This window comes from Acidovorax sp. (assembly GCF_046339755.1).
In the GTDB taxonomy this organism is placed as follows: domain Bacteria; phylum Pseudomonadota; class Gammaproteobacteria; order Burkholderiales; family Burkholderiaceae_C; genus Acidovorax.
The window spans coordinates 21,609-37,902 of sequence record NZ_JBKDTZ010000076.1 but is presented as its reverse complement, the minus strand read 5'-3'; the positions used below and the strand labels follow the sequence as shown (position 1 = coordinate 37,902).

The 16,294-nt window shown below is 64.2% G+C and carries 15 protein-coding genes and 1 pseudogene; 9 read left to right on the top strand and 7 right to left on the bottom strand.

All coding sequences use genetic code 11. The features are described 5' to 3' along the window. Positions 1–8: 8 nt before the first annotated feature. Positions 9–953, bottom strand: coding sequence for a hypothetical protein (locus ACK59X_RS06050; RefSeq protein ID WP_409955993.1), 945 nt, complete (start codon positions 951–953; stop codon positions 9–11). Between the two features lie 158 nt (positions 954–1,111). On the opposite strand from ACK59X_RS06050, the gene ACK59X_RS06045 reads away from it, so the two are divergent. The 5 genes from ACK59X_RS06045 to ACK59X_RS06025 all read left to right on the top strand — a co-directional run bounded on the left by ACK59X_RS06045 (position 1,112) and on the right by ACK59X_RS06025 (position 4,467). Beyond that, complete coding sequence (locus ACK59X_RS06045) at positions 1,112–1,696, top strand: hypothetical protein (protein WP_409955992.1); 585 nt, start codon at positions 1,112–1,114, stop codon at positions 1,694–1,696. After that, the gene (locus ACK59X_RS06040) at positions 1,693–2,082 is read left to right on the top strand and encodes a hypothetical protein (protein WP_409955991.1); all 390 of its coding nucleotides are present in this window, start codon (positions 1,693–1,695) and stop codon (positions 2,080–2,082) included. Before ACK59X_RS06045 ends, ACK59X_RS06040 begins: the two co-directional genes overlap by 4 nt. Beyond that, a complete protein-coding gene (locus ACK59X_RS06035; protein WP_409955990.1) occupies positions 2,079–2,921 on the top strand; it encodes an ImmA/IrrE family metallo-endopeptidase in 843 nt (280 codons plus the stop codon). Before ACK59X_RS06040 ends, ACK59X_RS06035 begins: the two co-directional genes overlap by 4 nt. 122 nt (positions 2,922–3,043) lie before the next feature. After that, a complete protein-coding gene (locus ACK59X_RS06030) occupies positions 3,044–3,691 on the top strand; it encodes a hypothetical protein (RefSeq protein ID WP_409955989.1) in 648 nt (215 codons plus the stop codon). Between the two features lie 530 nt (positions 3,692–4,221). Further along, the gene (locus ACK59X_RS06025; RefSeq protein WP_409955988.1) at positions 4,222–4,467 is read left to right on the top strand and encodes an antitoxin of toxin-antitoxin stability system; all 246 of its coding nucleotides are present in this window, start codon (positions 4,222–4,224) and stop codon (positions 4,465–4,467) included. A 437-nt stretch (positions 4,468–4,904) separates the two neighbouring features. Here the strand turns inward: ACK59X_RS06025 and ACK59X_RS06020 are convergent. Beyond that, positions 4,905–5,343, bottom strand: a pseudogene (locus ACK59X_RS06020) (methionine synthase); the annotation flags it as partial. A gap of 201 nt (positions 5,344–5,544) precedes the next feature. Here ACK59X_RS06020 and ACK59X_RS06015 point away from each other — a divergent pair. Beyond that, entirely contained in the window at positions 5,545–5,937 is a 393-nt protein-coding gene (locus ACK59X_RS06015) for a hypothetical protein (protein WP_409955987.1), read from the top strand. A 206-nt stretch (positions 5,938–6,143) separates the two neighbouring features. On the opposite strand, the gene ACK59X_RS06010 is transcribed toward ACK59X_RS06015, so the two are convergent. The 3 genes from ACK59X_RS06010 to msuE all read right to left on the bottom strand — a co-directional run bounded on the left by ACK59X_RS06010 (position 6,144) and on the right by msuE (position 8,922). Beyond that, the gene (locus ACK59X_RS06010) at positions 6,144–7,169 is read right to left on the bottom strand and encodes a methionine synthase (RefSeq protein ID WP_409955986.1); all 1,026 of its coding nucleotides are present in this window, start codon (positions 7,167–7,169) and stop codon (positions 6,144–6,146) included. Between the two features lie 129 nt (positions 7,170–7,298). Then, positions 7,299–8,282, bottom strand: coding sequence for a DUF1852 domain-containing protein (locus tag ACK59X_RS06005; protein WP_409955985.1), 984 nt, complete (start codon positions 8,280–8,282; stop codon positions 7,299–7,301). A 49-nt stretch (positions 8,283–8,331) separates the two neighbouring features. Beyond that, positions 8,332–8,922, bottom strand: coding sequence for an FMN reductase (gene msuE, locus ACK59X_RS06000; RefSeq protein WP_409955984.1), 591 nt, complete (start codon positions 8,920–8,922; stop codon positions 8,332–8,334). A 93-nt stretch (positions 8,923–9,015) separates the two neighbouring features. Here msuE and ACK59X_RS05995 point away from each other — a divergent pair, with 93 nt between their 5' ends. Then, positions 9,016–9,930: a LysR family transcriptional regulator gene (locus ACK59X_RS05995; RefSeq protein WP_409956019.1), complete on the top strand. Its 915-nt coding sequence runs from the start codon at positions 9,016–9,018 to the stop codon at positions 9,928–9,930. Positions 9,931–9,952: 22 nt separating this feature from the next. Here the strand turns inward: ACK59X_RS05995 and ACK59X_RS05990 are convergent, their stop codons facing one another. Then, entirely contained in the window at positions 9,953–11,308 is a 1,356-nt protein-coding gene (locus ACK59X_RS05990; RefSeq protein WP_409955983.1) for a UDP-glucose dehydrogenase family protein, read from the bottom strand. 190 nt (positions 11,309–11,498) lie between these two features. Between ACK59X_RS05990 and lplT the strand changes: the two genes are divergently transcribed. Together lplT and ACK59X_RS05980 are read left to right on the top strand one after the other, a co-directional pair. Continuing rightward, positions 11,499–12,761, top strand: a complete 1,263-nt coding sequence (gene lplT, locus ACK59X_RS05985) for a lysophospholipid transporter LplT (RefSeq protein ID WP_409955982.1) — start codon at positions 11,499–11,501, stop codon at positions 12,759–12,761. A 31-nt stretch (positions 12,762–12,792) separates the two neighbouring features. Continuing rightward, positions 12,793–13,851 carry a glycosyltransferase family 4 protein gene (locus ACK59X_RS05980; protein WP_409955981.1) on the top strand — a complete coding sequence of 353 codons (1,059 nt, stop codon included), beginning with the start codon at positions 12,793–12,795 and terminating at the stop codon, positions 13,849–13,851. Positions 13,852–13,884: 33 nt separating this feature from the next. Here ACK59X_RS05980 and ACK59X_RS05975 read toward each other — a convergent pair whose 3' ends face one another. After that, positions 13,885–16,215 (bottom strand): putative bifunctional diguanylate cyclase/phosphodiesterase, encoded by a 2,331-nt coding sequence (locus ACK59X_RS05975; protein ID WP_409955980.1) that lies wholly within the window; start codon positions 16,213–16,215, stop codon positions 13,885–13,887. Between the last annotated feature and the right edge of the window lie 79 nt (positions 16,216–16,294).

Genomic DNA, 16,294 nt, shown 5'->3' with positions numbered 1-16,294 from the left:
CCATCGAACTACGCGGCCTTTTGATCGTCGCTCAGGACCTCATCCAATGCATCAAACCAAGATCGGGTATGCACGATCCGAGCGGTGTGGGCGCCAGCACTGAGAATTTCGGCCTTGGTCATCTGGGAGACTTTCTCCCACGACTCCATCGGTAGTACGTAAGTGGCGTTGTTGATATGCGGGGATTCAAGAACGCACAGCTTTTCTCTTACGAATCCGAACACCGCATACCCATCGAAGCCTCCCATGCCAACAGCCACAAAGTCCGGCTTCTTGGCACCGACTGCTGAGAGGCGGGCTCGAAGCACGCCGCGGTTCCCCGCGGGTGCGCTCTCAATGGCACGCTCTAGCGCGGGCACAGCGGAGTCCCAAACATTGCGCCCTGGGGGAAGCAGTTGCCAATTCAGCCGCCTTATTGGCGCGCTGACCCAACTGCTCAGCTGCTTGTCCAACACCTCGAAGCCACCGAGTGTCTCTCGCATCATGTTCGCAGTGTTGGTTGCAAGCACGGTATCAGCTTCGTCATTGGTGAACGGTCCGGCTACCACGTATTTCTGACCGTCATCGCGCACCTTGATTTCAAGCTCGATGCTGTATGGCAATATTTTGGTGCGCGGATATCTCTTGTAGGGAACGTCCACCAGCTTTGACATCTCCTGCGTGGAGTTCCGCCCCGAATACTGGGTCCACGTCCATAGGGTTTGACGATATGCCGTTTCCTTGGGCTGATCTCGGTGTATCACGTTAAATCCCTCGGCATTGCGGCGGGATGCTGGACCTTTGCGGGCCGGTGCCAGAACGCGCTGGCCGGGAACCAACGGCACGTCGTAGCCGAGGCTAAGGAGCCGAGCCTCGACGCCGGGGTGCACTACCAAACCAAGTACGTAGAGTTCGGACGGCTGCAGGTGCTTGAGATATTTAGTGATATTGTGAGTTTTCCTGTTAATCTGCATTTCTAGAGTCCTGTTAGTTTACGGAGATCAGCCGAAATGCGTCTCTCCATCTACCAAGACTCCCCAGTCCGGCGCTGCGGATGCCGACCTAAAAAATATTTCGTGATGCGCCGTCCGTGGCGGTGCCATTGAGAGTCTTAGAGAGGGAAAGCCCATCTATGTCTGCCAATCCCGAACCCCCAGTGCGCCTGACAAAGGCTGAGGTGGAGGCCATTCTTAGTGCCTTCAGTCCAGCCGACTGGCAGCGCGCGCAGAGTATTGCCAACCTTCTCAATCTTGGGGTGACCGGTTGGACGCCAAGCGACCTTCTGCAAGAGGCCATGGTCAACTTGCTTGACGGAACCAGAGCATGGCCTCGGGAAGTACATCCCTTGGTGGTTCTCAAGACTGTAATGCGCAGCATTGCGAGCAATGCGCGTAAACACAATCAAGCTAGTCCGATCGATGCAAACACCATCGTGGATCCATTGGCAACCGATGAGGATGGGAGGACTGCGGTTGCCCATGGGCGAGTCGACCTCACTCCCGAGGACCAACTGTCAGGTAAGCAGCAGTTGGTGGCGCTCTACGCAAAGCTTGGTGGCGACAAGGACCTTGAAGACCTTGCTACGGCCTGGTCATACGGCTTGCGTGGCAACGAGGCACGGCAAGAACTCGGCTGGGATGTGAGAAAGTACGACAAGGAGCGACAGAGGCTGCAGCGACGACTGAACGAGTTCGACCCCGACCGGAGACCGAAATGAATACCCAGCAGCCCAACGAATTTGACGAGTTCATCGATGCATTTGTCGATGAGTTGCTCGCGACCCCTGACGATCAAGTTTTGGATAGCCTTGACGCTTCCGCGGTACAGACCAATGGCCTCCAGCTTCTCAAGAATGCCAAGAGTCAAGTGAGTCGTTCGCGGCTCGCTGTGGCTAGGGCTGGTTTTGCAGCTATGAAAGAGCGGCCGGTGCCAATGCTTGCGAATGTTTCTGCTGCTGAGGCTCGGCAGTTCATTGCGCAGGCCGCAAACGATGGTCAGTTCACAATGGCCGCCAGAAACCTTGGAGAGCTATCTGACGAGGAGGCAATTGCTTTGTACTCCAAGATCAAATCACTTGAGAATCGCGACGGAGATTCCAAGTGACTTTGGGCATTGGTGAACAAGCAGAGGCTTTGATCGCTGAACTGGGCATCAGCAGTCCCAAGGAAATAGACGTCGAAGCCATTGCTTTCGACGCTCAGGTCGAGGTCGTCTATGAACCGATGACAGGATGCGAGGCCACGCTCGTCGGCTACCGAGACCGAGCCATCGCGAGCATCAACCCATCTGAATTTCGGGGACGAGAGCGCTTCTCAGTTGCCCATGAGTTGGGTCACTGGCATCTTCACCGTGGTCGCTCCTTCAGGTGCCGAGTCGACGACCCTAGTGCAAACCTCTCTTCTGATCGCAAATTTGAGAAAGAAGCGGACACCTTTGCGTCCCACCTGCTGATGCCCACAGCCCTATTTGGGCCCGCTATTTCGTCTTTTGGAACTCCAACCTTTCAGCAGCTCAAGCGAGTTGCAGATGAGTTTGAGACAAGCATTACCGCGACCACTCTGCGCTTGGCCAACGTCAACACGCTGCCGGTGATCGTTGCATGCTACGACCGTGAAGGAAAGCGGTGGGCTATACCTGCGGCCGACATTCCCAGGCGCTGGTTCCTTAAGGAGAAGCTTGACGAGGATTCGTATGCTTACGACCTACTCTACAGCGGAAAGACCTGCTTAGGTCTATTCAAGCAGTCTGCAGAAACATGGTTTCAGAACGACGATGCTGACAAGTACGAAGTTCGCGAGCAGTGTATATCAAGCTTTGACAGTACCGTGCTTGTTCTGCTCTATCTTGAATCCCCAATGTTGAAGGCTGGCTTCGACTGGAGTGTGAACCGCAGGTACAACGAGCATGGTTCGTACGTGCCAGGACGGGGCATCACAAGATAGCGCGCTCTACCGCAGGCTCGGTGGCCAAAAAATAGCTGAACTAGTTTGTGCTCCGGTACAGGGATAGAGGCGTGTAGACAGTAGGCGTATTGAGATTGCAGAAATGACGAAGGATTGGATCCATGTCTAACTTTCCCCAGCGAGTACGCGACAACATTCTTCCGCTCTCGGAGAATGAAGCGGTCGCAGACGCTTTTAATGAATGGGTGTTTGCTGAGGAGACAGTCGATCATGAGCAGTGCATTGAAGTTTGCCAACTGTGCGAACAGGAGGATCTTCGGTACCATTTCCTCATTGAGAACGAATTGAACGGCAATCAGCTATGGGTCGGCTCCCAGTGCATCCTAAGGTTCGAAGTGGGAGTGCTCGAGCAAGGCCGAAAGCTCTCGCCCAAAGATGCGAAGAAGAAGCTCAATCGAATCTATCAGCAGATGCGCTTCGATGCCTGCATTAAGGCATTAGAGCGCGTGGTAGCGACGGAGAGAAATGATATTCTCACGAACGCATGGGCCTATTACCGTAATCACGGACACCTCACACCAAAGTATGCTTTCGTGGTTCTGTGGCGACTCCAAGTGAATAAAATCGACCATAGTCCCACTTTCTTCAAGGTAACTTTGAAGACTGCTCATCATAAGATTCACTTGGCTGAGATGGCTCTTTCCCGGGTCCATCTAATTTGGCCGGCTCTTACATCTGGCCAGCGCGTGATTGCGCAAAGGCTCGGTCATACGCCACCACCGGTGCAAGACACGGTTATATCTTGTTAGGCTGGTGGTCTAACTCGACTACGCAGCATGATAAGCGCATCCTCACGCGATAAGCGGTAATCAAATTCATCGATCAGGGCAATGTGGATGACTGTTGCCACTCCCCTCTGTACCCCAACCCATACCCTGTTCCGTCTCCAGCCGGTAATGGGGGCGTCCGTTAAACGCCGCGATGGCCGCGAAGTCCTGGCTGCTGAATTCATTCCGCTCGGTCTCCAGCGTCAGCATGTCGGAGCCTGCCCGGGCGTCGTCGGCATAGGGGGATAGGGTCAGGCGATACAGGTCAGCGGGGCCTTGGGGGGCTAGCGGGACGCGGGCATGGGCAGGGGGCGTAGGTGCATATGTGGCAGCCGGCCATCAGCAAATCGGACACCAGTGTGCAGCAGCCGGTGGCTTCCCGCACATCGTCGGTTTCGGGCTTGATGCCAGGCCCCACACGGCCATGGTCCGGCCTGCGATCTGCTCATTGCCTCTCACGGCGAAGCATGGATGTTGTACATACTTTCCCAATACTCTCTCTTGAAGCCCTCATGTCCAAAGAAGCCATGTTCATCATGAAGCTGGAGCCAGAATTGCGCGATGCGTTCATGGCTGCGGCCGAAGCCAGCCATCGCCCGGCGTCGCAGGTCGTGCGGGAGTTGATGCGCGAGTTCATTGAGCGCCAGCGGCAGGCGCGTGAGCAAGACGCCTTTTCGCGCACCAAGGTCGACACAGCGTGTGCGCAGGTTGCAGCCGGCCAGGTTGCCAGCGATGCCGATGTGGAGGCACGCGCCTAAGTCCGCCGCGCAGCGTTGCGCACCAGAATTGGCGGCTCCGGCGCATGAAGGTCTTGTGATCTCTGTCGGCAGAGCAGGACCGCGCAGACATCGTCGATTTCATCGCCCAGGACAACCCGCTCACCGCGATTTCGCATGGGCAGGCTTTCCTCCGCTGCTGTCGGATGATTGTCTGACAATCAGTCGAACGGCCTGCCTGCGTTGATTTCAGGCATGCCCCCTCTCCCCACCCCCCAATACCCCAACCCATGCCCCCGCACCGTCTCCGGCCGGTACTGATTCCGCCCGTCGAATACCGCCCCCGCGCGCAGCTGCCGCGCTAGGGCCGCGAAGTCTGGGCTGCTGAATCTCTCCACTCGGTCGCCAGCGCCAGCACGTCGGCGCCGGCCAGGGGCCTCGTCGGTTTGCGGGGCCAGGGCGCGACAACCGGGCAGGCGTCACGTCGAGGCGAGCCGCTCCTTCGCCAGCCTCGTGCCCTCCGCCAGCGCCTGCAGCTTGCGCCACGCCACATCCCGCCCCATCGGCGCCAGCCCGCAGTTCGTGCACGGGAACAACCGCTCCTTGGGCACAAACTCCAGCGCCCGGCCAATGGTGTCGGCCACTTCCTCGGGGGTTTCGACCACGTCGCTGGCCACGTCGATCACGCCGAGCATCACGTCCTTGCCGGCCAGCAGCTTCATCAAAATCGGGCGGCACGTGGGAGTGGATGCATTCCAGGCTCACCTGGTCGATGCTGCTCTTGGCCAGCGCGGGGAACACGGCTTCGTACTGGCGCCATTCGTCGCCCAGGGTGCTCTTCCAGTCGGTATTGGCCTTGATGCCGTAGCCGTAGCAGATGTGCACCGCCGTCGTGCAGGTCAGGCCCTGCGCTGCGCGCTAGGTCGCTGGCCTTTGGTGGCGCGCCAACAGGCATTCGATTGGTAGCGCCTGGGTGCCCGCGGCAAAGCCATACCTCAGTAGGGTTCCCGATCCCGCGATGCACTTCCACAATGGCCTGGACCGTGTTGCCCTTACCTGCGCAGGGCAACGTGCAGTTCTTGTCCTTTCACATTTATCGCTACCTGCGAAACCATGCCCATGACTTTTCCGCGAACCTTCTCTTTCTCCGCGTGCGCCGCATCCCTCCTGGTCCTGTGCGGCTGCGCCACCACCGTCACGCAGCAAGGCATTGAGCAACGCACCTCACAGGCCATTGGCCGCGAGGTCGGCACCTTCACCATCACCGACCAGCAGAAGGAAGAAGGCAGCAACGGCCGCATCAACTACCGCGTTCGCACGCGCGAGGGGGCCAGCTACTCCTGCTACATGTATTCGCCCTCGCAGTTCACGAAGGCGATGACCTTCGGCCAGACGCCGCAGTCGGATGCGATCTGCACGGCCATGGCAGGGCAGGGTGGTGGCGGCGCTGCTACCACTGCTCCCGCTCCCGCGTCGTGCAACGCCTTGCTGCGCGCGGCGAACCGTTGCTGAGCGCGGTCGGGGTTTTTTATCTTCACTGCGCTCGCCAACTGAAGGCTTCAGACACGGGCCCCTCGCCCGCTTCCCCATACCCCAACCCGTGCTATCGCACTGCCACCGACCGGTACTTGTTGCGCGCACCGAACACCGAACCCGCGCGCAATAGCCGCGCCACTGCCGGCGCCAACAGGATGGCTGTGCGCAACAGCCCGCTGGCGTCACGCCGCAGCGAGCCGCTCCTTCGCCAGCTTCGTGCCCTCTGCCAACGCCTGCAGCTTGCGCCACGCCACATCCCGCCCCATCGGCGCCAGGCCGCAGTTCGTGCACGGGAACAGCCGCTCCTTCGGCACAAACTCCAGCGCACGGCCAATGGTGTCGGCTACTTCCTCGGGGGTTTCGACCACATCGCTGGCCACGTCGATCACGCCGACCATCACGTCCTTGCCGGCCAGAAGCTTCATCAGGTCGGGCGGCACATGGGAGTGGATGCATTCCAGGCTCACCTGATCGATGCTGCTCTTGGCCAGCGCAGGGAACACGGCTTCGTACTGGCGCCATTCGTCGCCCAGGGTGCTCTTCCAGTCGGTGTTGGCCTTGATGCCGTAGCCGTAGCAGATGTGCACGGCCGTCGTGCAGGTCAGGCCCTGCGCCGCGCGCTCCAGCGCCTTCACGCCCCAGTCGGCGGCGTCCTTCATGTAGACGTTGAAGGCGGGTTCGTCGAACTGGATGATGTCCACGCCGTCGGCCTGCAGTGCCAGGGCTTCCTGGTTGAGCAATTCGGCAAACGCAAAGGCCATCTTCACCTTGTCACCGTAGAAGCGGTCGGCCACGGTATCGACAATGGTCATGGGGCCGGGCAGGGTGAACTTGAGCTTCTTTTTGGTGTGCGCGCGTGCCAGTTGGGCCTCGAAGGCATGCACGCGTCCCTTCAGGCGCAGGGCCGAAATCACCTGCGGCACCATGGCGTCGTAGCGGTTGTCGCGGATGCCCATTTTCACCTTGTGCTCGAAGTCGATGCCCTCGACCTGCTCCAGAAAGCCATGCACGAAATGCTGGCGCGACTGCTCGCCGTCGCCCACGATGTCCAGGCCCGCATCCTCCTGGGCTTTGATCCACAGCAGCGTGGCGTCGGCCTTGGCCTGGCGCAGTGCGTCGCCCTCGGCCATCCACTGGGGCCAGAGCTTGTTGGTTTCGGCCAGCCAGGCAGGCTTGGGCAGGCTGCCGGCAATGGAGGTTTCAAACATCGGAGATTTCCTTTTAAGCAAGTAGGGTGTCGCGGGCGTGTTCGGAACCATTTTGCCCGAGCAGCCGGAGGGCGTGTTGTGTGGTGGCGCGTGACGGCGGGCAGCGCCGGCGCGCGGGTCAAAGCGCGGTCAAACTGCGCAGGTGGCGGCCCATTGTTCAAGCCTGTTCTTGTACGGCTTGATGAAGTGCTCCTCGGCGAACTTTCCCTGCTTGACGGCCAGCTGGCTGCGTTCTTCCCGGTCATACACAATCTGCGTCACCGAATAGTCCTGGTGCTTCAGGCTCGGTTGGTAGAGCTTGCCGGCCGCAGAATTGGCGTTGTAGATCTCGGGGCGGTAGATCTTCTGAAAAGTCTCCATCGTGCTGATGGTGCCGATCAACTCCAGGTTGGTGTAGTCACCCAGCAGGTCGCCATGGAAGTAGAAGGCCAATGGCGCAACGCCATTGGGCGGCATGAAAAAGCGCACCTGCATGCCCATCTTGGCAAAGTACTGGTCGGTGGATGACAGCTCGTTCTGTTGGTACTCGATGCCCAGCGCAGGGTGCTGGTTGCCGGTGCGCTGGTAGGTCTTGCTGGTCGATGCGCTGATACAGATCACGGGCGGCTTGGCAAAGCGCTGCCGGTAGGCGCTGGAGTTGGCAAACTGCTTGAACAGCTTGCCATGCAGGTCGCCAAAATCGTCTGGCAGGCCAAATTCTGCCCGGTCGGCGTTGTAGCCCGGCAGCACCACACTGAAGTCGTAGTCGCGCACGTACGACGAGAAATTGTTCCCCGCGATGCCCTCGATGCGCTTGCCCGTCTTCTTGTCGAGAATGCAGGTGGTCAGTATCTCTATCAGCGGAAATGCAGCCGTGCTGCCCTTGGCATCCATGCCCATCTCCACAGAGATGATTTCCAGCTCCACCGCGTAGCGGTCCGCCGTGGGGTTGTCCCAATGCGCCAGGGCATTGAAACGGTTGTCGATCATCCTCAGCGTGTTGCGCAGGTTCTGTTGGCGGCTCTGGCCCCGGGCCAGGTTGGCAAAGTTGGTGGTGATGCGCGTGCTGTCCGAGGGTTCATAGTTCTCATCGAAGCGGATGCTCTTGAGGTGGAAGGTGGGTTCTTGGTTCATTGCGATCCCGTGATTTGGTTTTTGAGGAAAAGAATGCGGTTCCTGTTCTTCAGGCTGCAACCGGTTCATCGGCCAGGGCTGGGCTGGCGTGGTGCGTATGCCGCGCCAAGGCCACCAACGGCAAGGCCCGCTGCACCGCCAGCCGGGCCCGCTCGATCAAGGCCTCGTCTTGCAGGCGGTAGTCGACAAAATCCTTGTCGGTCGCATAGACCCCCAGCGGCAAGGTGCGCGCCTGGAAAAAGCTGAACAGCGGCCGCAACTGGTGGTCGATCACCAGCGCATGGCGCTCGCTGCCGCCATTGGCGGCCAGCAGCACCGGCTTGTCGACGAGGGCGTCTTGGCCAATGAAGTCGAAGAAGTGCTTGAACAGCCCCGTGTACGCGCCGCGAAACACCGGCGTGGCCACCACCAGCACATCGGCCTGCTCCACCGCCGCAAGCTCCCGCTCCACGGCCTCGGGCAACTGGCTGCGCCATACCGCACCCGCCAGCTGTGGCGCAATCTGGCCCAGCTCCACCAGGCGCTGCTCGCACGGCAGTTCGTCGGCGATCAGGTCCAGCAGATGCTCTGCCAGGGCTGCCGACCTGGAGGGGCGCTGCAGCCCGCCGGAAACGGCGACCAGGCGAAGGGGGCGTGCCATGTTTGCATTCATGGGATCGAATGCTAGTGGCAGCAATCAATGAAGTAAAATGGTATTACTTCATCAATCAATGAATTTTGTTCATTCAAAAGAATTCTGGAACGCATCCATCTGAGCATCGTCCAGCAGGTCGAAAAGCAAGGGTCGCTCACGGCAGCCGCGGGCGTGCTCAACCTCACCCAGTCGGCCCTGAGCCACAGCATGAAAAAGCTGGAGCAGCAACTGGGCACCGATGTCTGGCTGCGCGAAGGGCGCAGCCTGCGCCTCACCCAGGCCGGCCAGTACCTGCTGGCCGTGGCCAACCGGGTGCTGCCGCAACTGGATCTGGCCGAGGAGCGCCTGGGCCAGTTCGCCCAGGGCGAGCGCGGTGCGCTGCGCATCGGCATGGAATGCCACCCGTGCTACCAGTGGCTGCTCAAGGTGGTGTCGCCCTACCTGGCCGCCTGGCCCGACGTGGATGTGGACGTCAAGCAGAAATTCCAGTTCGGCGGCATCGGCGCGCTGTTCGGCTACGAGATCGACCTGCTGGTCACGCCCGACCCCTTGCACAAGCCGGGGCTCCGGTTCGAACCCGTGTTCGACTACGAGCAGGTGCTCGTCGTGGCCCGGGGCCATGCCCTGGCCCAGGCGGCCTACGTCAAGCCCCAGCAGCTCACGCAGGAGGTGCTCATCAGCTACCCTGTGGATATCGAGCGCCTGGACATCTACAACCAGTTCCTGCTGCCGGCCGGCGTCACGCCCAAGCGCCACAAGGCGATTGAAACCACCGACATCATTCTGCAGATGGTGGCCAGCGGCCGCGGCGTGGCCGCCCTGCCGCGCTGGCTGGTCGAAGAGTACGCCGCCAAGATGGACGTGGTGCCCGTGCGCCTGGGCGCGCGCGGCATCGCCAAGCAGATCTTTCTGGGGGCGCGCGAGGCGGACACCGCCATCGATTACGTGCGGGCGTTCATCGAGTTGGCCCGGCAGCCTGCCGCTGGCATTGCCATGGCGCAGGCAGCCCACTGACGCAACACCACTGACTCAACAGTCAAGCGGCTGAGCCTCTCCCCACCCCCCAATACCGCAGCCCATGCCCGCGCACCGTCTCCGGCCGGTACTGGTTGCGCCCATCGAACACCGCGCCCGCGCGCAGTTGCCGCGCCATGGCCGCGAAATCCGGGCTGCTGAACTCCTTCCACTCGGTCGCCAGCGCCAGCACGTCGGCGCCGGCCAGCGCCGCGTCGGCGCACGGGGCCAGGGTCAGGCGCTCAAGGTCGGCAGGGCCCAGGCGGGCGGCCAGCACGGCGCGCGCGTTGGGCATGGCCATGGGGTCGTAGGCGCGCACGTGGGCACCGGCGGCCAGCAAATCGGCCACCAGCATGCAGCCCGGGGCTTCGCGCACGTCGTCGGTTTCGGGCTTGAAGGCCAGGCCCCATACGGCCACGGTGCGGCCGGCGAGCTGGCCGTTGAAGTGGCTGGTGATTTCGCGCAGCAGCAGGCGCTTTTGTTCGTCGTTCACCTCGCGCACGGCGGGCAGCAGGCGTGGGGTCAATTGGGCCTGCCGCGCCATCCATTCCAGGGCGCGCAGGTCCTTGGGAAAGCACGACCCGCCAAAGCCGATGCCGGGGTACAGAAACTGCGGGCCGATGCGCGGGTCGGTGCCCACGCCGATGCGCACCTGCTCGATGTCGGCGCCGTGCGCGTCGGCCAGCGCGGCCATTTCGTTCATGACCGAGCTGCGCAGCGCCAGCATGGCATTGGCGTCGTACTTGGTGAGTTCGGCAGAGCGCGGGTCCATCGCGATCAGCTTGTCACGCTGGCGCGAGATGGGCGCATACAGCTCGCGCATCACACCTATGGCGCGCGGTGACGATGCGCCGATGACGATGCGGTCGGGGCGCTGGAAGTCGTGCACCGCCGCGCCTTCCTTGAGGAATTCCGGGTTTGAGACCACGTCAAAGGGCACGGCTTCAGCGCCGCGCGCTGCGAGCTCGCCACGGATGGTGCGCGCCACCTCGTCGGCGGTGCCCACGGGCACGGTGGATTTGTTCACCACCACGGTGTACTGGTCGATGTGCCGCCCGATGGTTCGCGCCACCTCGCGCACCTGCGACAGGTCGGCCGCGCCGTCATCGGCCGAAGGCGTGCCCACGGCGATGAAGACGGCATGGCGACCGCGCAGGGTGCCGGCGTCGGCGCTGGTGGCCAGCTTCAGCCGCCGCGCGCGCAGGTTGCGCTCGACGATGGCGTCCAGCCCGGGTTCGTACAGGGGCAGGCGGCCGTCCTCGATGGCCTTCACGCGGGCCGCATCGCGCTCGATGCAGACCACGTCGTTGCCCATGTCCGCAAAGCAGGCGGCAGAGACCAGGCCGACATAGCCGGCGCCGAAGACCACGATTTTCATGCCACGACCTTTGGGGGTTGGGTGCTTGTTGCTGGTGTTGCTGCTGGCCCGGTTGTCGCGCGCGGGCGCGACGGGGCGATGACGGCGGCGTGTCGGGCGCAAGACAGGCGGTTGCGTCATGCGAGCGACACATGCGCGCTGCCTAATGGCCGGCCATGAACGCATGTGGCACCCCCAGAGGCCGCACCCCATGAGCATGCAGGGTGTGCGCCTGCTGGTCGCCGCGCAGTTCGTCTCGGGACTGGCCGACAACGCGCTGCTGGTGGTGGCCATTGCCTGCCTCATGCAGATGGGCGAGGCGGCCTGGCTGGCGCCGCTGCTCAAGCTGGTGTTCACCGTGGCCTATGTGGTGCTGGCGCCCTGTGTGGGCGTGGTGGCCGACCGCTGGCCCAAGGAGCGGGTGATGCTGGCCGCCAACCTGCTCAAGGCCGGCGCTGCGCTGGCCATGCTGCTGGGGCTGCACCCGCTGGCGGCGTTCTGCCTGGCGGGGCCGGGTGCGGCCTGCTATTCGCCCGCCAAGTACGGCCTGGTCACCGAGCGCGTGCCCGCCGCGGCGCTGGTGCGCGCCAATGGCTGGCTGGAGGTGAGCACCGTGGGCGCCATCATCCTGGGCACGGCGCTGGGCGGCTGGCTGGTGAGCGATGTCTTCACGGCCCTGTGGGGCCTGGGCGAGGAGGGGCAGGCGGGGCTGCAGCCCGCGCTGCTGGCCATCATGGCTGTGTACCTGGCGGCGGGTGTGCTCAACGGCTTCATTCCCCGGCGCCCGGCGGCGGGGGCATCGGCAGCCTGGCAACTGCCGGCGCTGCTGTCGCGCTTTGGCCTGGCGCAGCGCACGCTGTGGCGCGACCGGGCGGGCGGCATGTCGCTGGCGGTCACCACGCTGTTCTGGGGTGCGGGTGCCACCTTGCAGTTCGTGGTGCTGGCCTGGGCGCAGCAGTCGCTCGGGCTGGGGCTGGACCAGGCGGCCTACCTGCAGGCCGTGGTGGCGGTGGGCATTGCGGCAGGGGCGGCACTGGCGGGGCGCTGGGTGTCGCTGGCGCAGGCGCCGCGCGTGCTGCCGCTGGGCGTGCTGATCGGGCTGGCAGTGCCGCTGATGCTGCTGGTGGACACGGTGGCCTGGGCCATTCCGCTGCTGGCAGCGGTGGGTTTTGCGTCGGGCGCCTTCATCGTGCCCATGAACGCGCTGCTGCAGCACCGCGGCCATGAGCTGCTGAGCCCGGGCGAATCCATCGCGGTGCAGAACTTCAGCGAGAACCTGAGCGTGCTGCTCATGCTGGGTGCCTACACGCTGCTGCTGGCGCTGGGCTGGACCACGGGCCTGCTGATTGCCGCGCTGGGCCTGCTGGTGGCCGGCTGCACGGCGCTGGCCGGCTGGCGCTGGCACCTGTCTTGCCGTATCGGCACTGCCTTGCCGCCCGATGCCGCGCAGGCCGCCCCCTCCCCACACCCCTGACAGCAACAACGCAAGAGATAGAGAGGCGCCGATGAAGATACTGATCGTGACCGATGCCTGGGAACCCCAGGTCAATGGCGTGGTGCGCACGCTCAAGATGACGCGCGCCGAGCTGCAGCGCATGGGGCACGAGGTGGAGATCCTCTCGCCCCAGGGTTTCCGCTCCATGCCGTGCCCGACCTACCCCGAGATCTCGCTGGCGCTGACCACGCGCGCCGAGGTGGGCCGCCGCATCCGCGCCATCGACCCGGACTGCCTGCACATCGCCACCGAGGGGCCGCTGGGCTGGCTGGCGCGCTCCTTCGCGCTGCGCGAGGGCTGGCCTTTCACCACCGCGTACCACAGCCGGTTTCCGGAATATGTGCACGCCCGCATCGGCCTGCCCACGCGCTGGAGCTATGCCATGCTGCGGCGCTTTCACAACGCGGCGCGCGCCACGGTGGCGCCCACGCCGGCCATCGTCGATGACTTGAAGGCGCGGGGCTTCACGGGCGCGCGGCTGTGGTCGCGCGGGGTGAACCTGTCGCTGTTCTCGCCCGAGGGCGAGCGCATGGAGCGCAGCAGCGAGCCGCTCTTTTTGTACGTGGGCCGCATCGCGGTGGAAAAACAGGTGCACAAGTTCCTGGAGCTGGACCTGCCCGGCGAAAAGTGGGTGGCAGGGGAGGGGCCCGAGCTGCCCCGGCTGAAAGCCAAGTTCCCCAAGGCGCGCTGGATCGGCGTGCTCGACGGCCCGGCGCTGGCATCGGTCTACCGCACGGCCGACGTGATGGTGTTCCCCAGCGTCACCGACACCTTCGGCCTGGTGATGGCCGAGTCCATGGCCTGCGGCACGCCCGTGGCGGCCTACCCGGTGCCCGGCCCCATCGACGTGGTGGGCAACGACTCGCCCGGCGGCGTGCTGCACGACGACCTGCGCACCGCCTGCCTGGCGGCGCTGCACAAGCCGCGCGAGCCGGTGCGCCGCCATGCCGAGCAGTTCAACTGGGAGGCCGCCACGCGCCAGTTCGTGCAGGCCCTGGCGCCGCGGCGCGCCCAGGCACCGGTGCCACCGGTGAGCGGCGAGGTGGAACTGCCCGGCAGCGCGGGCTGAGTGGGGCCTGCGCGGAGCGCCGCCGCCAGGCGCTCAGGATCCTTCCACTTCGGCGGTGCCGGCGGTGCGCAGCAGCCAGTGCTGCGCCAACTGCTCCGGGGGGATGGCCTTGGCAAACAGCCAGCCCTGAAAACGCTGGCAGCCCATGCCTGCCAGCAGGCCGAACTGCTCCTCGGTCTCCACGCCCTCGGCCACCACGTGCAGGCCCAGGGTGCGGGCCAGGGCGTTGACGGTGGCGCAGATCTCCCAGTCGTTGGTGTCCTGCACGATGTCGCGCACAAAGGCCTGGTCGATCTTGAGCTCGCCCACCGGCAGGCGCTTGAGCTTGACCAGCGACGAGTGCCCGGTGCCGAAGTCGTCGATGGACAGCGCGAAGCCCGCGTTGCGCAGCGCGTGCGCGGTGGCGTAGACCGATTCGTCGAGCAGCTGCGACTCGGTGATCTCCAGGATCAGCGCGTCCGGCGCCACGCCCTCGCGCCGTGCCGCATCCAGCAGCGCCTGGGCAAAGCCCGGCTCGCGCAGCTGGATGCCCGAGACATTGACCGAGATGCGCGGCAGGCGCAGGCCCTGGGCCCGCCACTGCGCGATCTGGCGGCAGGTCTGCTCGAACACCCACAGGCCGATGGGCACGATCAGTCCGCTCTCTTCGGCCATGGGGATGAACTCGTCGGGCGGCACGGCGCGGCCATCCACCGACCAGCGCAGCAGCGCCTCGGCGCCCACGGTGCGGCGCTGGTGGTCCAGCTGGGGCTGGTAGGCCAGCGTGAATTCGCCATTGCGCAGCGCGCTGTGCAGGCGCCGGCGCAGTTCCATGCGCCGGCTGGTGATCTGCGTGAACTCTTCGATGTAGAAGCGGTACGTGGCACGCCCTGCGCCCTTGGCGGCGCGCAGCGCGGAGTGGGCGTGCTGCACCAGCTCGGCGCTGGAGGAAGCGTCCTCCGGAAACATGCTGATGCCGATGCTGGCGCCCATGAACTGCTCGCCCAGGCTGGCCAGGGTCCAGGGCCGCCCCAGCCCCTCGACCAGGGCCACCGCCTGCTGGGCCAGCAGGGTGCGCGAGGCCGGGCGCTGCACCATCACCATGAACTGGTCGTCGGCCAGCCGTGCCAGCAGGCCTTGCCCGGCCAGCAGCTCGCTCAGCCGCCGGGCAGCCTCGCGCAGCAACGCGTCACCGGCGCTGCGGCCGTAGGCTTCGTCAAAGCTCCTGAAGGCGTCCAGGTCCACCAGCAGCAGGGCGATGCGGCGATCAGACGGCAAGGCGCCGCGCCCCGCCTCGGCCACGGCGCGCTCCAGCGCATCCTCGAAGAAATAGCGGTTGGGCAGGCCGGTCAACGCGTCGAAATTGGCCACGCGGTACAACTGCTCCTCGTTGCGCAGCACGGCGGCTTCGATATGGCGCAGGCGCTCTATCAGGCTCAGCCACGAGGCCTGGCGCAGGGCGGCCAGCACCAGCACCAGCAGGCAGCAGGCCAGCACCAGCCACTGCTCGGCGCGCCGCTCGCTGTGGGCGCCCAGGAACAGCCAGGCCAGCGTGGCGGCCGCAAGTGTCATGGACACCAGTGGCAGGTAGTTCATCAGTTGGTCGCAGTGGCGGCGGTAGCCGGAGTCGGCCGAAGGCTTCAGGCGCAGCCAGCGCGCACCCCAGCCAAAGGCCAGCGCCGACAGGCTGTAGACCCCGTTGGTCAAGGCCGCACCGGGGCGCAGGCTGCCGTCGAGCAGCTCCACATTCCAGTTCATCCAGCTCAGGCCGTAGCCCAGCATGCCCAGCAGCACCAGCACCAGGGGGCGCGTGGGCCGGGCGCCCACCAGCGGCACGGCCAGCGCCATCACCCCCGCTGCGGTGAGAAAGCTCACTGGGTAAAGCACCACCACCGCAGCCACGGCAAACTCGCCAATGGCGCCGGCGGGCAGGTAGACCAGGTAGATGATGAGGGTGAAGGCCAGCAGTGCCAGCACCGCGCCGCCAAAATCCAACGCAGCGGGGTAGGCCCGGCCTGGGGCCAGCCGCGTGAAGGCGGCACGCAGCACCGTGGCGGCCCACAGCGGCCCGGCCGTGAGAAAGAACAGGTCGGCCGGGGCCGGAAACGGGTTCCAGTCCAGCGCCACCTGCACGATCCACACGACCTGCCCCAGGGTGATCAGCAGCGCTCCGGCAAAAAGCCCCGTGCGCAGCGCGCGGTCGGCCGGGGGCGCCTGCTTCCAGCCGCGCCAGGCCAGAAAGGCCGAGAGGCTGAACGCTGCCAGCCAGGTGGCGTTGTCATAGAACAGCTGTGCACTTTGCCCGTGCGCGCCTTGCGACAGCACGAACAGCAGCACGACCGCCGCAGTCCAGGCCGCCGTGAAGAGTCGTTCTGCCAAGGGCATGGAGGTGGCGGCGGTCCGCTCAAAGGCTGCGCAGCTGGCACAAAGACAAGGAGGCAGCGCATTCCATCCAGCTCATCAC